The sequence below is a fragment of the Pseudomonas sp. St290 genome (assembly GCF_018325805.1).
Taxonomy (GTDB): Bacteria; Pseudomonadota; Gammaproteobacteria; order Pseudomonadales; family Pseudomonadaceae; genus Aquipseudomonas; species Aquipseudomonas bijieensis.
On sequence record NZ_AP014703.1, the window covers coordinates 3,487,092 to 3,509,118 of the forward strand.

Annotated in this window: 11 protein-coding genes (1 of these 11 running past the window's edge); 1 reads left to right on the top strand and 10 read right to left on the bottom strand. The window is 62.3% G+C overall.

What is annotated here, in order from left to right; translation table 11 throughout:
- The 10 genes from PBDP_RS15270 to PBDP_RS15315 form a co-directional block, all read right to left on the bottom strand.
- Positions 1 to 8,837, bottom strand: partial view of a non-ribosomal peptide synthetase gene (locus tag PBDP_RS15270; RefSeq protein WP_212800866.1) — the 5' portion only. It extends 772 nt beyond the left edge of the window; 8,837 of the gene's 9,609 nt are visible here — the first part of the coding sequence; the start codon lies at positions 8,835 to 8,837; its stop codon lies beyond the left edge, outside the window.
- Between the two features lie 450 nt (positions 8,838 to 9,287).
- Positions 9,288 to 10,574, bottom strand: a complete 1,287-nt coding sequence (locus tag PBDP_RS15275; protein WP_212800867.1) for a TIGR02270 family protein — start codon at positions 10,572 to 10,574, stop codon at positions 9,288 to 9,290.
- Positions 10,575 to 10,611: 37 nt separating this feature from the next.
- Complete coding sequence (locus PBDP_RS15280) at positions 10,612 to 11,520, bottom strand: hypothetical protein (RefSeq protein WP_163858684.1); 909 nt, start codon at positions 11,518 to 11,520, stop codon at positions 10,612 to 10,614.
- A gap of 10 nt (positions 11,521 to 11,530) precedes the next feature.
- Entirely contained in the window at positions 11,531 to 12,613 is a 1,083-nt protein-coding gene (locus PBDP_RS15285; RefSeq protein ID WP_109754100.1) for a PAAR-like domain-containing protein, read from the bottom strand.
- Positions 12,613 to 13,650 (bottom strand): hypothetical protein, encoded by a 1,038-nt coding sequence (locus PBDP_RS15290; protein WP_212800868.1) that lies wholly within the window; start codon positions 13,648 to 13,650, stop codon positions 12,613 to 12,615. The genes PBDP_RS15285 and PBDP_RS15290 overlap by 1 nt, the downstream gene beginning before the upstream one ends.
- Positions 13,647 to 14,762, bottom strand: a complete 1,116-nt coding sequence (locus tag PBDP_RS15295) for a DUF2169 family type VI secretion system accessory protein (protein WP_212800869.1) — start codon at positions 14,760 to 14,762, stop codon at positions 13,647 to 13,649. Before PBDP_RS15295 ends, PBDP_RS15290 begins: the two co-directional genes overlap by 4 nt.
- 15 nt (positions 14,763 to 14,777) lie before the next feature.
- Complete coding sequence (locus PBDP_RS15300) at positions 14,778 to 15,236, bottom strand: DUF6484 domain-containing protein (protein WP_109754103.1); 459 nt, start codon at positions 15,234 to 15,236, stop codon at positions 14,778 to 14,780.
- A 16-nt stretch (positions 15,237 to 15,252) separates the two neighbouring features.
- Positions 15,253 to 17,478: a type VI secretion system Vgr family protein gene (locus PBDP_RS15305; RefSeq protein WP_109754104.1), complete on the bottom strand. Its 2,226-nt coding sequence runs from the start codon at positions 17,476 to 17,478 to the stop codon at positions 15,253 to 15,255.
- 450 nt (positions 17,479 to 17,928) lie between these two features.
- Entirely contained in the window at positions 17,929 to 19,482 is a 1,554-nt protein-coding gene (locus tag PBDP_RS15310) for a GMC family oxidoreductase (protein WP_212800870.1), read from the bottom strand.
- A gap of 172 nt (positions 19,483 to 19,654) precedes the next feature.
- Positions 19,655 to 20,416 (bottom strand): alpha/beta hydrolase, encoded by a 762-nt coding sequence (locus PBDP_RS15315; protein ID WP_109754106.1) that lies wholly within the window; start codon positions 20,414 to 20,416, stop codon positions 19,655 to 19,657.
- A gap of 116 nt (positions 20,417 to 20,532) precedes the next feature.
- Here PBDP_RS15315 and PBDP_RS15320 point away from each other — a divergent pair, with 116 nt between their 5' ends.
- Complete coding sequence (locus PBDP_RS15320) at positions 20,533 to 21,966, top strand: HD domain-containing phosphohydrolase (RefSeq protein ID WP_212800871.1); 1,434 nt, start codon at positions 20,533 to 20,535, stop codon at positions 21,964 to 21,966.
- Positions 21,967 to 22,027 lie beyond the last annotated feature (61 nt).

Sequence of the window (22,027 nt, forward strand, 5' to 3'; positions counted from 1 at the left end):
CCATCGAGCACCTGCACCTGGGTATTGGGCAGCGGCTGGCCGAGGCTTGGCTGCGAATGGTGATCGAGCCAGGCGCTGGTGGTGTCGACCGTGCATTCGGTGGGGCCGTAGACGTTCAACACCCGTACCTCGTGCTCGCTGGCCAACTGCGTCCACAACTCGCTGGGCACTGCTTCGCCGCCGAGCAGGATGCGCCGCGGCAACGGTACGGCCGATGCCAGCGTTTGTCGGTGCTTGAGCAAGGCCTGCATCTGGCTTGGGGTGCAATCGAATACAGTGACCTGCTGGGCGCTCAGGTAGCCGAGCAAGGCGCCGGCATCCAGGCGCACACGTTTGGGGACCAGCACCAGGCAGTGGCCACTCAGCCATTGGCAGAGCTGCTGCACCGAGGCATCGAAGGCGACCGAGGCGTTGAGTGAGCAGCGTGTGCCGGGCGGCAGATCGTCCAGGCGTTGGCGCAACCCGGCCCAGAGGTTGAGCACCGAGCGGTGTTCGACCATGACGCCTTTGGGCTGTCCGGTGGAACCGGAGGTGTAGATCAGGTAGGCCAGGTCGCTGGGTTGCTGACCCAGCGCGGCGCCATCGGGGTTGTCTGCGCAGGCCTGTTGCCAGGCCGCGAGCCCTTGCGATTGTGCATCGAGGCTGAGCAACGGTCTGCCGTCGAAAGACGGTAGCCGGTCGCGCAGGTGTTCCTGGGTAAGCAGGGCGGCCGGAGCGCTGTCGCTGAGCATGTAAGCCAGGCGTGTCACCGGGTAGTCCGGATCCAGCGGTACATAGGCGCAACCGGCTTTCCACACGGCCAGCAGGGCGATCGCCAGATGGGCCTCGCGTTCCAGGCAGACCGCGATGCGCTGGCCGCGCTGTATACCCATCGCGAGCAGATGATGGGCCAGGCGATTGGCCTGTTGGTTGAGCTGACGAAAGCTCAGGGCCTGGTGTTCGTCGATGACCGCCAGGGCGTCCGGGCTGCGCGCGGCCTGTTCGGCAAAGCGTTGTTGCAAGGTCGCGTCGGGGGCCTGCGCGGCGAGCGGTGGGTTGAGGCGGTCCAATTGCGCCTTTTCTTCGTCAGGCAGCACGCACAATTGCAGCACGGAGGTATCGCCGGCTTGCTCCAGCGCTTCCACCAACGCAACCAAGGCTTGTTGCATGAACCCGACGAGCCGGGCCGGGGCGTGTCCGGGGTGGGTCTGGGCGGTCAGTTGGAAACCTTCGCCCAGGTCGTCCACCGCCAGGTTGAACGGATAGTGGGTGCGCTCTTCGCTGTGCAACAAGCTCATTCCCGGCATGGCCTGGCGCAGGTTCGCCTGCTCGGCATGGCTGTAGCGGTAATTGAACAACGCGCTGAACAGCGCGGTGCCCGCCGGCATGGCGCTGCAACGCTGGGCCAAGGCCAGCGGGGTCTGCTCGTGGCTCAGCAAACCGTTCAACGCATGCTGCACCCGGGCCAGCACTACCTGCACACCGTCATCCAGGCGCACGCGCAACGGCAAGGTGTTGATGAACAGCCCCACGGTCCGGTCCGCGTGGGCTCCGGCCTGCAGGCGCCCGAACAGGACCGTGCCGAAGACCACGTCATCGCGCCCGCTGAGGTGACTCAAGACCAACGCCCAGGCCAAGTGACAGACACTGGCCGCGCTCACCCCGTGGGCGCTGGCCTGTTGACGCAAGCGCCGCGCCAGTTCGGCTGGCAGCGCTTGCCGGTGTTCCAGGGCCTGCCAGCGCGGATCGGTTTCCAGGTCGATGGCAAAGGGCAGGGTGGGTTCCTCCAGGTCGCCCAACTGTTCGCTGAAAAATGTCCGCGCAGCCGCCACGACGTGCGCCTGTCGCGCCTGGGCCACCAAGCCGCGGGTGCTGGTGGGTGGCGGCAAGTCCGCCTGGCGGGCGCCTTCGATCAAGGCGATCTCCTCGATCATCAGCTCCAGCGAGGTGTGATCCACCACTACGTGATGATGCAGCAGCAACAGCAACCAGCGCTCATGGACGGCATCGAACGCCACCCGCGCCTCGATCAGCGGTGCCTGGCACAAGTCGAGCCGGTAATGGCGGGGATCGGCGCTGGCCTGCAATTGCCCGGCGACGTCGTCACTACTGAACAACAGACGACGAGGCACGAAGGCCACCTGGCGCAAGACCACTTGCAGGGGTTCGTCCAAGTCTTCCCAGAGCACCAGGGTACGCAAGGCGTCATGCCGGGCGATGACCTGCTCCAATGCGGCGCAAAAGCCTTGCAGGTATGCCTCGTCGGTAAACGCCAACAGGCTGCGCAACACGTAGCGATCCCCGGCGCTTTGCGCGCGATGGTGATAGAGCATGCCTTCCTGCAAAGGGCCCAGCGGATAGATATCCTGGATGTTGGCGGCACCACCGGGGACCCGGGCCGCGATCAGGTCGATCTGGGCCTGGGGCAACTCGACCAGGTCGAGCATCGGCGGGGTGATCCGTGAGCAAGGGGTAGGAATGCGCGTGACACTGGCTTCAGGCGCGGCGCCAGTGCCGAGTGTCTCCAGGCGCTGGGCCAAGGTGGCGAGGGTCGGACGTTCGAAAATGCTGCGGATGTCCAGGTCCCAGCCGTTGCGCCGCAGTTGTTCGAGCAGTTGTACCGCCAACAACGAGTGCCCGCCGAGGCTGAAGAAGTCATCCTCGCGACCGATGTCCGGTTCACCGAGTATCTGCGTCCAGATCGCTGCCAGGCGCCGTTCGGTGTCCCCGCGTGGCGCCTGTTTGGCGTGGCCAGAGGATGCTGCGGCAGGCGCTGGCAAAGCTTGGCGATCGAGTTTGCCGTTGGGTGTCAGTGGCAGGTGAGTCAGGACGACACATGCGCTGGGCAGCATGTAGTCCGGCAAACGGCTTTCCAGATGAGCGCGGACTTCGGCCAGATCCGGGGCAGGGCTGGCGGGGTCATGGGGCACCAGGTAGGCGACCAGGCGCGAGTCGCCGGAAGGGCCGGGTTGGGCCAATACCACCGCTTCGCGCAGGCCCGGCATGCCGAGCAATTGGGCTTCGATCTCACCCAGTTCGATGCGAAAGCCGCGTACCTTGACCTGGAAATCGTTACGCCCCAGGTATTCCAAGTGACCATCGGCACGCCAGCGCCCCAGATCACCCGTGCGGTACATGCGCGCGTCGGGCGCGGTGACAAAAGGGTCGGGTAGAAACCGCTCGGCGCTCAGCTCCGGCCGGTTCAGGTAGCCGCGCGCCACGCCCGCGCCGCCTATGTAGATTTCCCCGGCCACCCCCAGCGGCACCGGCTGGCGATGCCGATCGAGCAGGTATACGCGGGTGTTGTCCAGCGGTCGGCCGATGCCGGCTACGTAGCCTTCTTCGCGACGCATCGACAGCCAGGTCGAGTAGGTGGTGGTTTCCGTCGGTCCGTAGAGGTTGCAAACCCGACGCGTGGCGCTCTGGGCGAACAGTTGTTCCACCAGGCGCGCCTTGAGCGGTTCGCCGGCCAGGTTGACGACTCGGGTCGCGCCGGGGATGGCGCCGATCCTGAGCAGCTCCTCGACCGCCGACGGTACGCTGTTGATCAGCGATACGGCGCTGGGCTGCGAAACCAGGGCCAAGGCATTGTCGACCAGTTGCAGGGCCGCGCCGGCGGCCAAGGGGACAAAGCATTCGAACACCGCCAGGTCGAAATTGATCGAGGTGGCGAACAGGCTGCGTTGCAGTTCATCCGTCTCGAAGCTGCGCAGGGCCCAGTGCAGCAGGTTGCAGGCGTTTCGGTGTTCGATCATCACGCCCTTGGGCAGTCCGGTCGAGCCGGATGTGTAGATCACATAGGCCAGGTGCGCCGCGTGCAGGCCGTTGACGTCGGGATTTTCCATCGGCAAGGCGGACAACTGCGCTTGCAACGCCGGGTCGTCCAGCTCCCAGCGCTCGGTCGTCGGCGTGGTCGGTAGCCGACCTCGAAGTGACTGGCTGCTCAGGACCATGCGCGGCGCGCTGTCTTCGAGCATGTGCAGCAGGCGTGCCGGCGGGTAAGTAGGGTCCAGGGGCACGTAGGCGCCGCCGGCCTTCAAGATGGCCAGCAAGGCGACCAGCAGGTGCGGGCCGCGCTCCAGACAGATCGCCACCCGATCATCGGGGCGCAGTCCGGAGGCCAGCAAGGCATGGGCCAGTTGGTTGGCCTGGCGGTTGAGCTGGCCATAGGTGAGCGTCGTGGTACCGGCGGTTGCGGTTGCAACATACGCGACCACGGCGTCGGGGCGCAACGCGGCCTGCTGTTCGAAAGGTTGTTGCAGCATGGTCTCGCGTGGGTGCGGCTGATGGGTCGCGTTGAACCCTTCCAGCACCTGTTCGCGTTGTCTCGCGGGCAAGCTGTCGAGTGTGCAGGCAAGGGTCATCGGCGCCGTTTCCAAGGTCTGCGCAACCACCGACAGGGCTTGGACCATATGCGCCAGGACCGCTTCGGCGCAGACCGAACGCTGGATTTGCGCGGTCAGGGCAAACCCGTCGCCCAAGTCATCGACAGACAGGCAGAACGGGTAGTTGCTGCGTTCCTCGCTGCCCAGCACCTGGATGCCTGGCAGGTTGAATTCCGGGCGTGCCGAGTGCTGGGCCTGGCTGTGGCGGAAGTTCAGCAGGGCCGTGAACAGCGGCGCCTGGGCCGGCAAGGCGCTGCAACGTTGTGCCAGGGCCAGGGGCGCGTGTTCATGGGCGAGTAATTCGATCAGCCGTGTATGGATCTGATGCAACGCAGTGTGCAGCGGCGTGTCGAGGTCGATGCGCAGTGGCAGGGTGTTGATGAACATGCCCAGGGCCCGATCGACCTGCTGGCCCCCGGTGAAACGCCCGAACAGCACCGTGCCGAAGACGACGTCGTCACGGCCACTGGTCTTGCCGACCAGCATCGCCCAGGCCAGGTGGAACAGGCTGGCGACGCCCACCCCTTGGGTCTTGGCCAGGCGCCGCAAGCGCAGGGACAAGGCCGGTTCGAGCTGACACTGCGCCTCGCGATTGTCACGGCCCGTGCCTTGGATATCGTGCAGACCATAGGGCAGGGTCGGCTCGTCAACGTCGCCAAGCAGTCGCTGGAAATATGCCTCGGCACTCGCTTGACGCCGAGGCTCGCGGGCCTGGGCCACGAACGGGCGAAATGGCACGCTAGGCGGTAGCCGATGATCGGGATCGAGCATCAAGGCACGGACTTCGGCAAATAGCAGGCCCAGGGTGGCATGGTCGATGGCCAGGTGGTGGTGGACCAATTGCAACTGCCACTGTTGCCGGGGTGCGTCGAAGCGCGTGAACGCCTGCGCCAACGGCGCGCGACGAATGTCCAGTGCACGCTCGGCAAAGGTTTCCCCATCGGTGAGGTGGACCACGGGCAGACGGGCAGTGCGCCAGACCACTTGCACCGGCTCGTCCAGGCCCTCCCAGAGCACCCCGCTGCGCAGGATGTCATGGCGGGCAATCACTTGGTCGAACGCTGCGATGAACCCCTGCAGGCGCTCGCGGCTATCGAAGGCGAGGGTGGCTCGCAGCAGGTAGGCATCGTCCGTGGGCTGCAGCAAGTGTTGGAACAGCAGGCCTTCCTGCAACGGCGCGAGGGGGTAGATGTCCTGCACGTTGGCGATGCCGCCGTCGACGCTGGCGACGATGCGATCGATCTGCGCTTGGGGCAGGTTCATCAGCGGCACATGCTCTAGGGTGATGCGGACACAGTGCGGCGGGATGGACGCTGTTACCGGTTCGCCGGCCTCGACGGGCTCGCCGGGGTGTTCCAGCGCCAGGGCCAGGTTGAGCAAGTTGCTGGCGTTGAACAACGTTCCGACATCCAGGCTCCAGCCCTGTACGCGTAATTGTTCGACCAATTGCACCGCCATCAACGAGTGCCCACCGAGGGCAAAGAAGTTGTCCTGGCGCCCCACGCGCGGCACGCCGAGGACCTGGGCCCAAAGCTCGGCCAGGCGGGTTTCCACTGGCCCTTGCGGCGCTTCGTAGCGTTGTTGGGCGAAATGATTTTCGTCGGGTTCGGGCAGGGCGCGACGGTCCAGCTTGCCGTTGGCGGTCAGGGCAAAACTGTCCACTTGCACGAAGGCTGCTGGCAGCATGTAGTCTGGCAGCACGGCGGCCAGGCGCGCGCGCAACTCGCTCGGTTCCTGGGCCGTGGTGGCGGTGAAATAGGCCAGCAAACGTTGCTGGGCATCGGCCATGACCACGGCTTCGCTCACCTCGGGCAAGGCCTTGAGCTGCACTTCGATCTCGCCCAGTTCGATGCGAAAGCCACGGATCTTGACCTGGAAATCGTTACGCCCCAGGAACATCAGCACACCGTCGGCGCGCCAGCGAGCCAGGTCGCCGGTGCGATACAGACGCGAGCCCGGCTGGAACGGGTTGGGCACGAAGCGTTGTTCGCTCAGTTGCGGCTGGTTCAAGTAACCCAGGGCCAACCCGTCACCGCCGATGTACAGCTCGCCAGCAACGCCAATGGGCAGCGGACGGCGCTGTTCATTGAGCACGTAGACCTGGGTGTTGCCGATGGGTTTGCCGATGGGGATATCGCCGTTCAGGGCGTCTTCAAGGGTGATGCGGTGGGTGGTGGCGAAGGTGGTGCTTTCGGTCGGCCCGTAGCCGTTGAGCAGGTGTTGGGGCGGCGAATGGCGCAGCACCTGGGCGATGCGCCGAGGGTCGAGCACATCGCCGCCGACCATCAGGTAGCGCAGGTTGCGAAACGCCGGGGCCAAGGGTTCGGCGAACTGATGAAAGAGCCCGGCGGTGAGCCACAGCACGCTGACTTCGTGGTGCAGCAGATGCTCATTGAAGCGCGCAGCGTCGAGCAGGGTGTCGCGCGGGCAGACCACCAGGCAGCCGCCGTTGAGCAATGCGCCCCAGATTTCCAGGGTACTGGCATCGAACGCCGGGTTGGCGGCCAGGGCAATCCGGTCCTGGGCGTTGAACTCGGCGAAACCGTTGTTGCGTACCAGCCGGGTAACCGCACGGTGGGGTACTTGCACGCCCTTGGGCGCGCCAGTAGAACCAGAGGTGTACATGACGTAGGCGACGTCGCCTGCGCTATTCGTCAGTAGACGACTTGGGCCAGCGGTCGAATCTTCGTTCAAGGCCTCGACATCGATGACCTGGACGCCATCCTTCGGCGCTGGGCTGTCACCTGCGCTGAGCAGCCAAGCCGTGCCGCAATCCATCAACACTCGGGCTTGATGGGCGGCCGGGGCGTCTCGATCGATGGGCACATAGGCCGCGCCGAGCTTCAAGATCGCCAGGATCGACACGATCAGCGACGTGTCTCGAGCCATACACACTGCGACCTTGCTGCCGGTTTCGACGCCACTTGTCGCCAGGTGGCGAGCCAACCGTTCAGCGCGCTGATCGAGCTGGCGATAGCTCAGCGAGTGGTCGCCATCCAACACCGCCGTCGCCTCGGGTCGACGCTGTACCTGCGCCTCGAACAACATATGCAGTGGCTCATTGACGGGGTAGTCACGGGCGGTCGCGTTGAGTTTTTCAATGACCTGATGCCGTTCGGTGTCATCGAGCAACGGCCAATCGGCCAGGGCCCGGGTGGGGTCGGCGAGTACCTGCTCGGTCAAGTGTTCGAGCCGCCGCAGGTGCGCGGCGATCTGCTCGGCGTCGAACAGCCGCAGGTCGTAGTTGAACTCCAGGAGCGGTTCGGCTTGGGCCTCGTAGTCCCGCAGGTAGATGGCCAGCGGATAACGCTCGTAGCCGCTGTGCCAGGTGCGCAGCGAACAACGCGCCGACCCCAGGTTGACATCGCCGGGGTACTGCTCGACCGACAGCATCAGCTCAAACAGGTGGCCGGGATGTCCGGCCCGCGCGCGTAGCTCGCGATGCAAGGCTTGCAATGGATAGCGTTGGTGCCGATAGCTGCGCAGGGTCTGGCCGGCGACCTGTTGCACGGTCTGGATAAAGTTGGCGAGAGGATCGACCGCGACCGCCAATGGCAACACCGAAGAAAACATGCCCACGGTACGTTTTTGCAAGGCATTGGCGCGGTTATGCACCGGCAGACCGATGACCAGGCGCTCCCGTTGATCGGTCATCCGGCTGAAGTAAGCGGCCAGTAAGGCGCTCAGACAATGGCTCAGCGTAGCGCCCTGAGCTTTTGCCAACTGGCTCAGAGCATCCAGGCGCCGTGCCCCCAGTGACCAGTTCGCCTGGGCGCTGACAACATGAGCGGTTGCATTGGGCTGTGGCTGGTGCTGTACGCTCGGCGACCGGGCGGCCTGGAACAACGGTTCCGGCAGCGCCGCGAACTGCTCCAGCCAGTATTCACGGGCCTTGTCGTAGCGCGACGAGCGCAGGTAATCCTGGTCCCTGGCCGCAAAGGTTCGGTAGCCTTCGGCCAGTTCGGGGTCCAGCACCGGTTGTTCACCACGCAGCAACTGATTGTAGGCCGCACTAACGGCCTGGCCGACCAGGCCCACCGAAGTGCCATCGCAGATCAGGTGGTGATACCGGCTGTTCCACAGGGCCTCGGTGGCGGACAACTGGAACCATTCCATGCCCCACAACGGTTGCTCATAAAGTGCGAACGGCGTGCGATTCAGTTGCGTGATAGTGGCCAGGGCCTTGGCGCGTGCCTCGGGCTCGCCGCGCCAGTCATGGTAGGCGAAAGGCGCCTCCAGGTCGGTCGCTACCCGCTGCTGCGCGTGCCCGTCGCTTTCGCTGAAGATCAGCCGCAACGCATCGTGTTGAGCGATTACCACCCGCACCGCAGCGGCAAATACCGTAAGGTCCACCGCACCGTGGACCTGCACCGTGACGCCGATGTTGTAGGAGGGGATATCGGGCGATAACAACTGGTCGAGCCAGACGGATTGCTGCGTGGAGCTTAACGAAAAGCATCGCGGTTCGATCATGACACGTCCATGTAATGTGAGGGCTGGTGCAAGCTGGTTCCATGAGACTGGAGCCGGCAGTCGCTCGCGGCACATTCCCTTGCCAGAGGAGCGTCAGAAAGGACTGTTCGTTGATGCGACGTCCTATGACTGCTCCGGTTTTTGCCGCGCGCTTAGGCTAGGACGCTATGACTGGGCGGTCAACCGTTGAAAATCGGTAGACGGAGAGAGATGTGATGTCCGATGCGGCCAGCGCTAAAGGCTCAAAGCCCACGGGCTCAAAGGCCCAGAAGACGCGCGCATTCCCTGGAAGATCGCTGTTTTAGCGACCGAAACGTAGGATAATTATTTTGTACATCTCCTACATTTTGTGTGCTGCTTCACCAAAAATCGTTGTTACCCTGCCGCGCCTCAGGCCACACACCCGGGAATCGCAGCCGATCGGGATCACAAATGCCCGCCGGTACAGGATTAGCTCGGTGGTTTCGTGCCGCTGATGTTCGATGCGGCGTTGACCGCTGCCAACCACCTCTTTTGCCGCCAGGCCGGCGCGCTAGTGGGAAACAGCACGTCGTTTGGCCGATAGCGGGCGAGGCCGCAGGCGGCGGCGATGCGCTGGCGTTGCTGGCCGTGGACAAGGGCTTGCTGAAAACTGTGTTCGCTATGGGCCAAACCCAGCATATAACGCGTACCCACCTGGAATTGTCCGCCGTTGGCTTGCCACCATTTTTCGATTGCCTGCGGGTCGGGCCAGGGCAGGTTCTCATCGGGGTCCATCGCGACATTGGGATCTTCAGGGTTGTCGTTCGGGCCCGCATCGAAATCCGGCAGGGCCTGCAGTTCCAGATCAAGCAACGCCAGGTCAGCGCCAGTGATCAGGCTGAAGGCTTCGCCGGCGACCCGGGCAAAGGGCAGGTCGCTCATCTGTTGGATCAACCAAGGCACGCAGACCGGATCGCCCAGCAGCCCAAGGGCCTCGATGCCGATGCGCCGATCCCGGGGATCCTGTACCCACTGGCGTATCCAGGCGATGCTGGGCTCGCGTTCCTGCCAGGCCAGCAGCACACAGAGCGCGCGGTATTGAAATTCGCCCGGTTGTTCGGCGAATGAGCGCAGAGGCTCCAAGGCCTGCTGATCGCCCATTTGGGTGGTGGCCCAGTTGGCCCAGAAGCGCGTGGCGGCGTCTTCATGCTGGCGGTGGGCACGAATCACCGGCAGCAGGTCACGCCGGCGCAGTTCGCCAGCCGTGCGCGCGGCACGTGCCAGCACGCTGGGGTCGGCATCGGAAAGTCCGGCCAGCAGGGCGGGGCCTGGGTCGTGGCGATGCATGCCGCAGGCGGCGAGGCCGAGGCGGCGGAACAGCGGGGCAGGGGCGGCGAGCATGCGCTCGATCCAGGGCGATATCCGCTCCCAGTCGAGCCAGCCCAAGGCCATCAGATAACCGCGCTCCGTTTCCATGGCCGTGCGCAAATGTTCGCTGAGCCGCGACAGCACGTTCGCATCGGCCGCCTCGAAAGCCAGCACCACACTGGCGAACATCTCGCCGATGGCGTGCGGGCCGAGCTGGGCCAATAGAGTTTGCAGGCCGTCAGGGGTTGCGATGCGCAAGCCATCAAGGTGGGCGTCAAGGCGGTTATCGAGTTTGTCGAGGTGCTCGATGTCGTAGTGCGGTGCGCGCAGGGCATAGTCGCGCAGGACCACGAGGAAGCTGGCTTCTTCGGCGTGCTGCTCGACCACCCGGGACAGCGAGTTGTTCATGAACCAAGCATCGCAATGATCGAGGTGGCGGGCAAACTCATGTGTTGTGCGGGCATATCACCCGCTCCCACTGATTGCCATCAAACTTGAGTATGTCGTCAACACCAAAGGAGTACAGCAGTCCATCACGGGCATCAAGTTTATGGGCGCCGGGAGGGGGTATAAGGCCCGTATCGATGTCGAAGAAGTCCTGCCCATCATATCGAACGATGCCGTGCACATGGGAAAGGTACAGATCCCCGTTGTACAGCGCCATGTCCCAGAAATTCATGGTTCTCTCTGTGTCGATGACCTGCCATCGATCGCGGTTGCCTAGCAGCAACAGACCATCATTCCCGCATGCATAAACCTCCTCTTCACTCTTGCACCTTACGCATGACAGCGGGCGATTGGTTGGGGAGTCCAGGGTGCTCCAGTACGATCCGTCGTAGTACAGGATGAGGCCCTTTTCACCCACCGCATAGATATTGTCGTGCGACAGGCCATCCAGGCTTTCCAAGGTTGGAGAGCCTATTTTCGTTCCGGGAGGGCTCATGTTCGTCCATGCACCGTTTGAGTGACGATAAACCTGGGATGACTGGCCGCAGATGTACAACTGGTTCTCGACTTCTCTTATGCAAAGCAGCTCGCCAAGCCGACCTGTTTCGATGCGATGGTTTTCGAACTTTCCTCGAATGTTGTCCAGAGTGAAGTCCGCCGAGCCAGACCTCACATAACGAAGGTTGCCATTTCGTCCAAGCATCCAGAGGCTGTTGTCACTGCGTCTGAAGCAGACCGCCCCGATGACATCGTTGTCTACGTCGTTGTAGACCCAATTTCCATCGAAGCAGAAGGCGACCCTGGACATCTGTTCGTCCGGCAGGGAGTTGTACTGCGCAGGAATAACGATTGTGCCCGGCTTAACAATTAGGCCACAGGTGAAAAACAGGGAGTCTTCATTGTTCATGATGGCATCTCTATATCAAGGGGGCCGGGTTCTTCGGCTTCTTTTCAAGGGCGGGTGCGCGAACTTCCCCCCTGCGCATACTTGATTCCGGGCCAACGCCCAGGTCTGCGTGACCTTTGTCGATCTGAGCCTTCAGGCAGTTTTTATCGCAGCCCGTCTCATCGGCGACCGCTTGGGCCGAGAGGTCACTTATTTGCGCGTAGGTGAAATCATCACGACCGTCCAACATCGCATCTCGTTTGACCACGTACCCCCTACCGATACGTCCATGCTGCATGAGTTTTTCCGTCGGGCCTTGACGAGAGTTGTGGTCAGCGCCCTCTACACATATGCAGGGGGCCTTGTTGTGATCGTATGTCGGGACGAAAGGATCACCACGGACTTTCAGCTTCCCGGTTTTCGGATTGATGGGCCGGGGTGTCGATAAATCTGCTACCGGTACCGGGTGGTGCGGGGTCTTTCCCCCACATTTTGAACAGCGGGTTTTGGGCGAATTTGGTACCAGCATGCATTTGCGTGCTTCACAGCACGCGGGGCTTGTATTGTCGGCGGGGCCGGGTATTGCGCCGCGAGACAATGACTTGGCTGGCGGCGGGCAGGCCGCCTTTACTTTTTCCACGGTGCCTGACTTGACACAAGGGTTGTTGGGGTCGGCCATTGCTACCGCATCCAAATAGGGCCATGCCAGTGTGTTGGACGTTGAACCGTGGTTATGGGTGGTCAGGTCCATATTTCGTACGACGTTTTCAGCTTCAAATTTCACATTCATCGACCAGGCCGTGAAATAGACCTTCCCTTTGATCTTGCCGGTGATGATCCCCTTTTTCGGGGCATTGCCAGCCTCGTCCCCATAACTGGTCTTGAAATAGCTCTTATCCTTGAGCATGGCTTCCTTGCCACTGATCTTAACCGTTCGCGTGCCCTTGGTCGTATCCTTGGCCATGCCGGTATTGGGGTAGGGAATCGGCACCCCCAGCGGGGTGGGCGGGGCCTGGGGCGGGGTGAAGCAGACATCCGGGAAGCAGGCGATCGATTTGCCATCCGCCGCCTTGCAGGAAATTTCCATATTGTTGGCATACACCTCATTCGCCATTACGCAGCCCTCACAGTCTGGTAACTGAGCATCACGGCGGCGCGTTCGCCAGCGTCGTTGCCGAGGTGGCAGAAGATATTCGGTCCTTCGCCATAGCCCTTGCGACTGGCAGCCAGGGCCACGGCGAGCATGGCCGGGCCGATGGCGGCGCCGACTTCGCCAATGCAGTCGGCCGGGTGCCAGAGATGGAAGAACTCCTTGCGCACGCGCAGGGTTCGGCTGAGGGCCAAGGATGCTTCCTTGAAGTAGTACTGCTCACCGGAGATGTCGGTGAGCCGATAATCCATCTGCTCCAACCCACAGCCGGCTTCGCTCAGGGCTGCGCGCACGGCTTGAGTCAGACCATCGGCGCGCAGGGGAATGTCTTCGGCCTCCACGGTGGCCTTCTCCACGCCGAACCCCAGCCCCATGCAGGCCAGTTGCGGCTCTTCACGGGCGACGGGGGCCGCCAGCACCACGGCGGCGGCGCCTTCGCCGGGGATAAAGCCGTTGGAGTTCTGGCTGGTGAGCAGGCGCTCGCGTTCTTCGAAGGCGGCCAACGTCGATGCGTTCAGAAAAGAGTCGACGCCGGCAATCAGTACGTGGCGATGGCCGCTCTGGTAGATCAGCGTGCGCGCATTCAGCAGGGCCACGGCGGCGCTGACCCGACCACGGGCGATGATGTAAGAGTCCGGATGAAAACGCAGGCCCAGTTCGGTTTCGATAGCCTGCAGCAACCCCTTGTCGAGGCCGGCGAGGCGGCCGGGACGCTCGACTTCGGCCACGCCCAGCAGCAGCGGGGTTTTTTCCGGATCGACCCCGGGGGTGCTCTGTAAGGCTTCGGCGATGGCGCGAGCGGCCATCTTGAGCAACTTGGTGCGGCCGCGCCAGGGCTGCTCCAGAGGTACGCTGGCGGCCATCAGCCATTCGCCACCCTGGTCGATGAAACGGGTTTCCTGGAAATTGTCGATGGCGCAGCGGATCGCCGCGCAGCTCGCGGGTGCACTGAGGCCGACAGCGCTGACCATGCCGGAGCCGATGATGCAAAGTGCGGTCATCCGTCCATTTCCTCGGGGGCGCGCCTGGCTTTTACCAGGGAGGAGAGCGACGGGTAGTAATCCTTGCCCAGTTCACGGGCGCGCCACCAACCCGTGGACATTGTGCCAACCAGCACCTGGGCGATCTCGAACAGGTTGCGCCGCAGGGGACGGGAAACACGCCAGGTCAGTTGCACCTGGCGCGCGTCTGTGTCGATCAGCAGGGTGTCGATTACCGCCTGCACAGTCTCATGGCCACCTTTTTTCAAGAAGAACGTCACCGGCACCTCCATTTCAGGGATGCGAAAGCCCGCGCGCTCTTGGGGCGTGAGGTTGAGCAGTAGCACGTCCTCGCCGCCACGCAGGTAAGGAATCTGCTGATCGTCAGGGGCTGCCTGGAAGTAGCGACGGTCGAAATCTTGCGGGAGAAACGGAAAGCAGTCGGCCAGCCAGGCCTCGTCGTAGGTACCGGCGAAACGGGCGCGTTGTGGCCAGCTACGACCGATGGGGCCGAGGGCCATGGGGCGAAAATCGCCGGAGGGGCTGTCGATCGGCTTGCCCAGTTCTTCCGTATTCGGCATTGGCTTGTAAGCGACTTCAGCACTGTCGATGCTGCCTGGAAACCAACCGCAACCGCTTGGATTGTCCGGGTAGCAATGACGCATATCCGGATTCTTGGCCATGGGATGGGAGCCTCCGTAGGCCTGGGCATAGGAGATGTCCTGCTGGGTAAAGGGTTGCGGTAAACCGGGAGATACCCCCAATAGCCCCGGTTGCCATTGTCGGGGGCCGAGGACGGAAAAGGCTTTGCTCATCTGCCCGACGCGAATGCCCGCGGCCAGCTGCGTCACGGGCCGCCCGCCTGGGGCATAGGCCTTGCCGCGTACCAGCACATCGCAGAATGGCTTGACCGGGGCGAAGTCCATTTCCTGCAGCGGGGCGCTGAGGCCCGGCTCGCCGAGGAAGGTGTCGGCCATCAGCAGCGGTTGCTGGGTGTCGGCGAGGGTTGCCGCACGGCCGTCCAGCGGTAAATCAAACGTGCCTTTGGCCACGATCACCAGGGATTCGCGACCATCGGGCTCCAGGCCCTGGGTGTAGGCCGCAAACAGTTTGCTGGCGTTGAGCAGCTCCATGAGTCGACTACCTGTCTAGTTGATCTGCACCGAACCGCCCTTGATGCGGTTCACGCCGGATGACCGGTTCGAAAGATAGGTCCCACGGATCAGCACCTTGCCCTCACGCGTGAGGGTAATGCTCGCCTTACCGCAGCGCAGGACGATTTCCCGCTCTGCCGTGAACTCCAAGCGCTCGCCGTCCAGGTGGGCGACGGCTGGCGTGGCGGTTTGCGGCAGGCGCTGGATGCGACCGATCACCAGCGGCCGGGTCAAATCGCCGGCCTCGAACATCAGTGCGACCTGGGCGCCGATGTCTTCACGGGCGAGCGGGGTGGTGGTGCGCGCGGCGAGGCCCGTTTCGCCGGGGCAGCCAGGGAAGGCCACCACCGGGGCATCTGCCCCGGGCACATCCAGCAGCACCCCAATCACGACGCCATCCACGCGCGCGGGCGTGGCGGTAGAGGAAACGGGGAAATGATATTCAACGGTCATGGCGCCCACTCCGTGGCTAGTTCTGCAGGATTTTCTGGCCTTTGACGACCACGTTTTTGTTGGCCTTGATGTTGATGGCGCCGGATCCGTCGATGGTGATGTTCTTGCCGCTGATCACAATGGTGCCGTCCTTCTTCATGGTGATGCTGGCCGCGCCCGTGGTCAGGCTGATGGAGTCACCAGCGTTGAGGGAGAAGTGCTTGCCCACATCCAGGCTGTCGTTCTGCTTGATGCTCGTGCTGCGGTTCTGAGCGACATCGCGGGACTCGTTCTGGCCGATCTGGGTACTCTGGTTGCCGTTGATCTCGATCCCTTCGTTGCCCTGGACCGTTTCGTTGCGGTTGCCGCTGATGCCGATGGTCTCGTTGCCACCCACGTCCTCGGTGCGGTTGCTGGCGATGCTGATTTTTTCGTTCGCACCGACTTTTTCCGTGCGGTCGGCACCGATGGTGATGGTCTCGTTACTGCCCACGCTCTCGGTGCGATTGGCACCAATAGTGATTTTCTCGTTGCTGCCAACATCCTCGGTGCGGTTCACGCCAATGGAGATGGTTTCGTTGTTGCCGACCTTTTCCTTGCGGTCCACACCGATGGTGATGGTTTCGTTGTTATCGACGGTTTCGGTGCGGTCGTGTTTGACGTGCACGGTTTCGTCGTTATCGATGGTCTTGCTGCGGTCATGACCGACCCAGTGGGTCTCGTCGTTCTCGACCTCGATGTCCTGGTTCTTCTCGGCGTGGATAAACAGTTGCTCGGCGCCTTTCTTGTCCTCCATGCGGATTTCATTGAAGTTGGCCGGTGAGCCGCCCTTGCTCGAACGGCTTTTCACCCCGCTCTGGGTGGCGTTGGCCGGCAGCGCATAGGGCACGGTCTGTTCGGCGTTGTAGACGCGGCCAGTGATGATCGGTCGATCCGGATCGCCCTCCAGGAAGCTGACGATGACTTCCTGACCGATCCGCGGGAGCTGCACCGAGCCCCAATTCTTCCCGGCCCAGGCCTGGGACACGCGAATCCAGCAGGAGCTGTTTTCGTTGGATTGGTCATGGCGATCCCAATGGAAATGCACCTTGACCCGGCCATACTGGTCGGTCCAGATCTCCTCGCCACTGGGGCCGACCACCACGGCAGTCTGCGGCCCGCGGACAATGGGCATGGGCGTGAGGGGGAGAGGGCGGAAGGCCTGGTTGGCATCCATGCAGTCCAGTTCGCTGACGAACTGTTCGGCGATATCCGACTGTCCGCTTTCATAGGCTTCCTGACGGATCTGATAACGGGCGACCACCACGAGGTATTCGCGGTTCTGGTCCGCGCGGTCATAGCCCGTCAGCGTGAACATATGGCCGCAACCCAGCCCGCGAGCGCGACCGCGCAACTGCACACGCTCGAACTGGCTGTGAATAGCCTCGATGCGGGTGCGCGCGTAGTGCTCGCCATCGTTGCTCTGTACGTACTCACCGGGATAGTCATAGAGCGGATGGTCGCCGTTGCTGTGGTTGCGCGGCACACTGGAGCGCACCTCAAGGCTGGCGCGAGGGCGTAGGAAGTCGTAGTCGTTCAGCGCCAGCGAACCGGGTTGTACTTCCCGGGCCAGTTGCCAGTCGTAGAAATGATCACGCTCGCGCATTTGTCGATCGGGCGGATAAAAGGGCACTGATTCATAGTCCGCCGCAGTGGTGTGAGCGCCATAGGCATCGGCCAATACCAGGACATGCCGCGATTTCTCATGGCGAAAGTAGTAATAGATGCCTTCCTGCTCCATCAGCCGACTGACGAAGTCGAAGCTGGTTTCGCGGTACTGCACGCAATATTCCCACTCGCGGTAACTGCCGCTGAGGCCGTCTTCGAAATCGGAGAAACCGAGGTCGCGAAACACCTGCTTGATGATGTCCGGCACCGTCTTGTTCTGGAAAATCCGACAATCCGAGGTGCGCGTGAGCAGCCAGAACCAGGGACGCAAGCTGATCCGGTAACCGGCGAACTGGCCGTGGCCGGTCAATTGCCGGCAACTGCAGACAATGCCGTGAAAGTAGCGTTTGCCGCCGTCGTACAGCTCCAGGGTCAGGCCCATCGGCTTGCCCAGCAACTGGTCGAACGTGATTGCTCGGTCTTCGGAAGTCAGGTCCAACTCGTAGTGGAACAACCGCCCCAACTCTTCGCTACCTTCCATGCCTTGCAGCAACAGCACATCTTCGCCGAGAGGACTGTCGACCTGCACCAAGCGATTGTTTTGCGTGATTGCCATGAACGGCTTCCTGTGGCTCGTATTCGGGCGTCAGTCAGCCTTAAGGAAGGCGGCGTCGAATCCAGGGTTGTCGCCACAGGAAGGGCCAGGGGAAGTCGAGTCCAACAACTGCTGCCTATCCACCACGAAGGTGATCTCCATATCGGCCTCGCAATCCTCTTTATTCAACAGGAACCTGAGGGGTTTCAAGATTTTAAGATAGGTGAGCTAAGGTCGTTTATTTAGTTTCTTTAGCTATTTATTTAATTCCAAATATGCATAAGAGATGATGCGGATTAACAAGCACATCGTCCCGGATCATTGCCGGAACCCGTTGAAAAAGCCCCCGGCATCCATGTGCCTGCGAATTCGTTCCGCATGCCCCCGCATTGGCTGTCTGAAGGTCGAGGCGGATAGCCAAAGCCGCCCCACACTTTTTATGAAACCGTCGCAATGGTGCCGCCACCAATGCTATATGCCGTAAGTGGCCCGTATAGCCTCCACGGCCCGCTCACCGATCACGACGCACGGGGCCATCGTATTGCCGCTGGTGACATGCGGCATGATGGAAGCGTCGGCAATGCGCAGGCCCTGGACTCCGTAGACCCGCAGTTGACCATCGACCACGGACATCGCGTCCTGGCCCATTTTTGCCGTACCGCATTGGTGCCAGTAAGTCACGGCCGCGTTGCGCGCGTAGTGTTCGAGCGATTGGGTATTCAGTTTTCCAGGCAGGCTTTCACCTTTTACCAAGCCCTTGAAGGGGGCCTGCGCGCCCAGTTCCTGGACAAATCGAATGTTTTCCAGCGCGTTGCGCAGATCGGCCGGATGCGACAGCGTGTTGGGTTCGATGATGGGGGCATCGGTCACATTCGGGCCGCTGAGCTTGACCCGTCCGCGACTTTCCGGGTGGGCAAGGCCGGCGAACATTGTCCAGCCGTGTACGGGCACGCCGAGTGAGGCGGTCTCTGCGCTGGGTACTGGAAATTCGACCTGGCAGTGGAACATGTCCGGGAGACGCAAAGTGCTGTCGCTGCTCCAGTAGAGCGTCGCCTCCGAACCGCCGTAACCCACCGCTTGTGGCGTCGCGTATTCGAAAATAACCGCAAAGGACACGTGATCCTGATGATTGGCGCCAACACCGGGGAGCTGCTGGACGAGCGCAATGCCATGGCGCTGCAATTCTTCCTCCGGCCCCACGCCTGATTGCATCAGGACCTTCGGCGTGTTGACCGCTCCCAGCGAAAGAATGACTTCGTGATTGGCGTAAAAGCACTCGGTCTGGCCATTGCTTATGGTTTGCACGCCGATGGCGCGTTGGTCCCTGAATAGCACGCGACTGACAAGCGTATCCGTCAAGACCGTGAGATTGGGCTGGCCACGGCGTGGCGCGACGTATGCGCGGTAGATGGAGTTACGCCGGCCATCCTTGACGATGAGATCGTTCAAGGCAGCACCTCCGCGGCCTTCCATCATGGCGCCGTTCGGGTTGTCAAAAACCGGTATACCCATTCCGGCAGCCGCGCTGAGCATGGCGTTCGCAATCGGCTGAGCGTCTCGCACAGGCGCGACATGAACCGGTCCGCCTTTGCCGCGACGGACTGGATCGCAGGCCCCCTGATAGTCTTCCACGCGTTGATAAATCTTCAGGGCCGAGGCGTAGTTCCACGCAGGATCGCCACTTTGCGCGGCAAAATCTTCCCAATCGTTTTTGTGACCGCGGGCCCACAACATGACATTGACGCTGGACCCACCGCCCAATCCGCGGCCCATATTCAGCGGGATTTCCCTGTCGTTGAGATGAGGGTTCGCGGCACCTACGAAGTTCCAATCGCGCTCGCTGCCAAGGTTCAGGGGCCAGTTTCCCGGCTCCAGCACATGGGGGTGTTCATCGCCGCCCCCAGCCTCGATGAGCAATACCTCGACCTCGGGATTTTCGGCCAGCCGTCCGGCCACGACGGAGCCGGCGGTGCCCGCTCCACAGACGATAAAGTCGAAATGATGTTTTTTCAGCTCGGAACTCATGAGCAGGGCTCCTTGGGCGGAGTGTTTCGTTCGCCAGATTCATGGAGTTTCGCCAGGGCAGGGAGGTACGTTGCGGCTGGCTGTTCGGCTACCGCTTGCGCTATGACTCGCGGCGGCAAACATTCCAGGTGCAGCGCACTTCCCTCGACCTCAGCGCAGAAGGGGCCAGGGATTACTGGCTCTTCTGAACAGCCTGGATGATGACTTTTGCAACATCGGCCGGGCGCGATTGTTGCGGCACGTGGCTGGCGTCGACTTCGCTGACCTTGGCACCGATCTTCTTGGCGAAAGCCCGCTGCAGATCAGGCTGGATCATCCGGTCTTCCTTGGCCACGACGTACCAGGTTGGCTTGCCTTTCCAGGCGGCGACGCTGGTTTTGTCATCGAAGGCCGAGGCGCGGATCGGCCCCTGCGTCGCCGCCATTACCGCGGTTTGCTGTGCGGAAAGATCCTGGGCAAACCCGGTGGCCATGCCCTCGGCGGTCATGTACAGGAAACCGTTTTTGTCGGCGGCGATGTCTTTCACACCGGACGGGGCAGGGTAGTCCTTGCCCAGGTCTTTACTGGCTTGACCGGCATCCGGGGCGAACGCGGCGACGTACACCAGGCTGCGTACTTTCTTGTCGGTGCCAGCCTCGCTGATGACGGTGCCGCCCCAGGAATGGCCGACCAATACGACGTCGTTCTCCTGGTTGTTCAGTACACGCTGCGTGGCGGCGACATCGTCAGCCAGCGAGGTCAGCGGATTTTGTACCACGGTGACCTTGATGCCTTCCGCCTGCAGCAGCGGGACGACCTTGCCCCAGTCGGACCCGTCGGCGAAAGCGCCATGGACGATGACGACAGAAGGTTGCTGCGTCGCGGCATGTACTGCGCCGCCGAACAAGGAACAGGTCATGGCGAGTGTGAGGGCAAGGGCCTTGGGTTTGAACATGATGCGATCTCCTGTATGGGGTGAGCGCAGTTTCAGCGATACTCGGCGGCTGAGGTATCGGTCATTTATCCGAGGCCACATCAATAATGTTCAATCGAATGTCCGGAGGAAACGACATGTCGGCAGGTGACTGTATCGAATTGGAAGACGCCATTCTGGCGTTGTCCATGGTCGGCGACCTGAGCATGGGCCAACCGTTCGATCAGTCGCGCCGCACCGCCCGATTGGTGCTGATGCTCGCGCAGGCATGCAATGGTGCTGGCGAGCACACCGAGATCGGACGCCAGGTCGCCTTGCTGCGCTGGTCAGGGTGCACCGCCAATGCGCAGGGTTTCACCCAACTGCTGGGCGATGACGTCGAGGGCCGCAACGCGATGCTGACGAATACCCTCAGTGCGGCGGGCCAGCGAGCGATGCGCAGGTCCACGCCGCTGGCACAGATTCATTGCGAGGTGTCCGGTGATATCGCTCATACATTGGGCTTGAGAACCGAAGTCGAACACGGGCTGCGTCATGTGTTCGAGCAATACGACGGGGAGGGAAGGCCGTTCGGCCTGCGTCATCCGCAGGTACCGGAGGTGGTTTATCAGGTGTTGCTGGCAGGGGATCTGGAAATTCTGTCCCGCAGCCACGGTCTGGAGGTGGCTTTACAGTGGATCAGCAGCAAGAGCGACCGACGTTATCCAGCAGCGCTCGCCAGCGAAATGTTGAAGCACGCTGAGGACTGGTTGGATCAGCTGCGGACATCACAGTCTGTCGATCCGCGGGAAACCACGGCACAGGTGCCGCTGACCCTGGTCGGCGATGTGATCGATCTCAAGCTCCCGTGGCTGTCGGGATATTCGCGCTGCGCCTCGGAACTGGTGCGCGAGGCCGCCAGGCTTTCCGGCCTGGCGGCATCAGCCGTTGACCATCTCGGCCAAGCGGCGCTCATCCATGGTATTGGCCGCGCAGCAGTGCCCAATCGAGTCTGGAACATTCCCGGAGCGTTATTGGAGGGCGATCTTGAGCAAGTGCGGTTGGTGCCTTACTGGACGTCGCGGGCCTGCGGCCAGATACCGGCGCTGGCCGTGTCGGGTCGGATAGCGGCTCACGCGTACGAACGACTGGATGGCAGTGGTTACTTTCGCAGTCTCAGCGGCGACGCGCTGCAAAGCGAACACCTCTTGCTTGCCGCGGCCCTGGCTTGGCAAGCGTTGCTGAGCGACCGACCGTGGCGACCGGCCCTCAGTCATGACGATGCCACCCGCCTGTTGCTGGACGAAGCGGATCAGGGACGCTTTGACCGACGCGCCTGTCAGGCGGTCATCGCAGCGGCGCGCGGGGATACCACGATGACCGCCTGCAAGCCTGGCGGTGGCCTGCTTTCCGAGCGTGAAACCGAAATTCTACGGCGCATCAGTGCAGGCGGAAGCAACAAGGAAGTGGCGCGTCAACTGGGCATCAGTCCGAGCACGGTTCGTACCCATGTGGAAAACGTGTTCCGTAAACTTCAATGCACCACCCGTGCGGCTGCGACGCTCAAAGCCCTGACGCTAGGATTGATTTGAGGCGCTTTCCGGACGATGGTTTTTCCAGCGACGGGGCCAGACGTCGGTCTATTCTGACAAG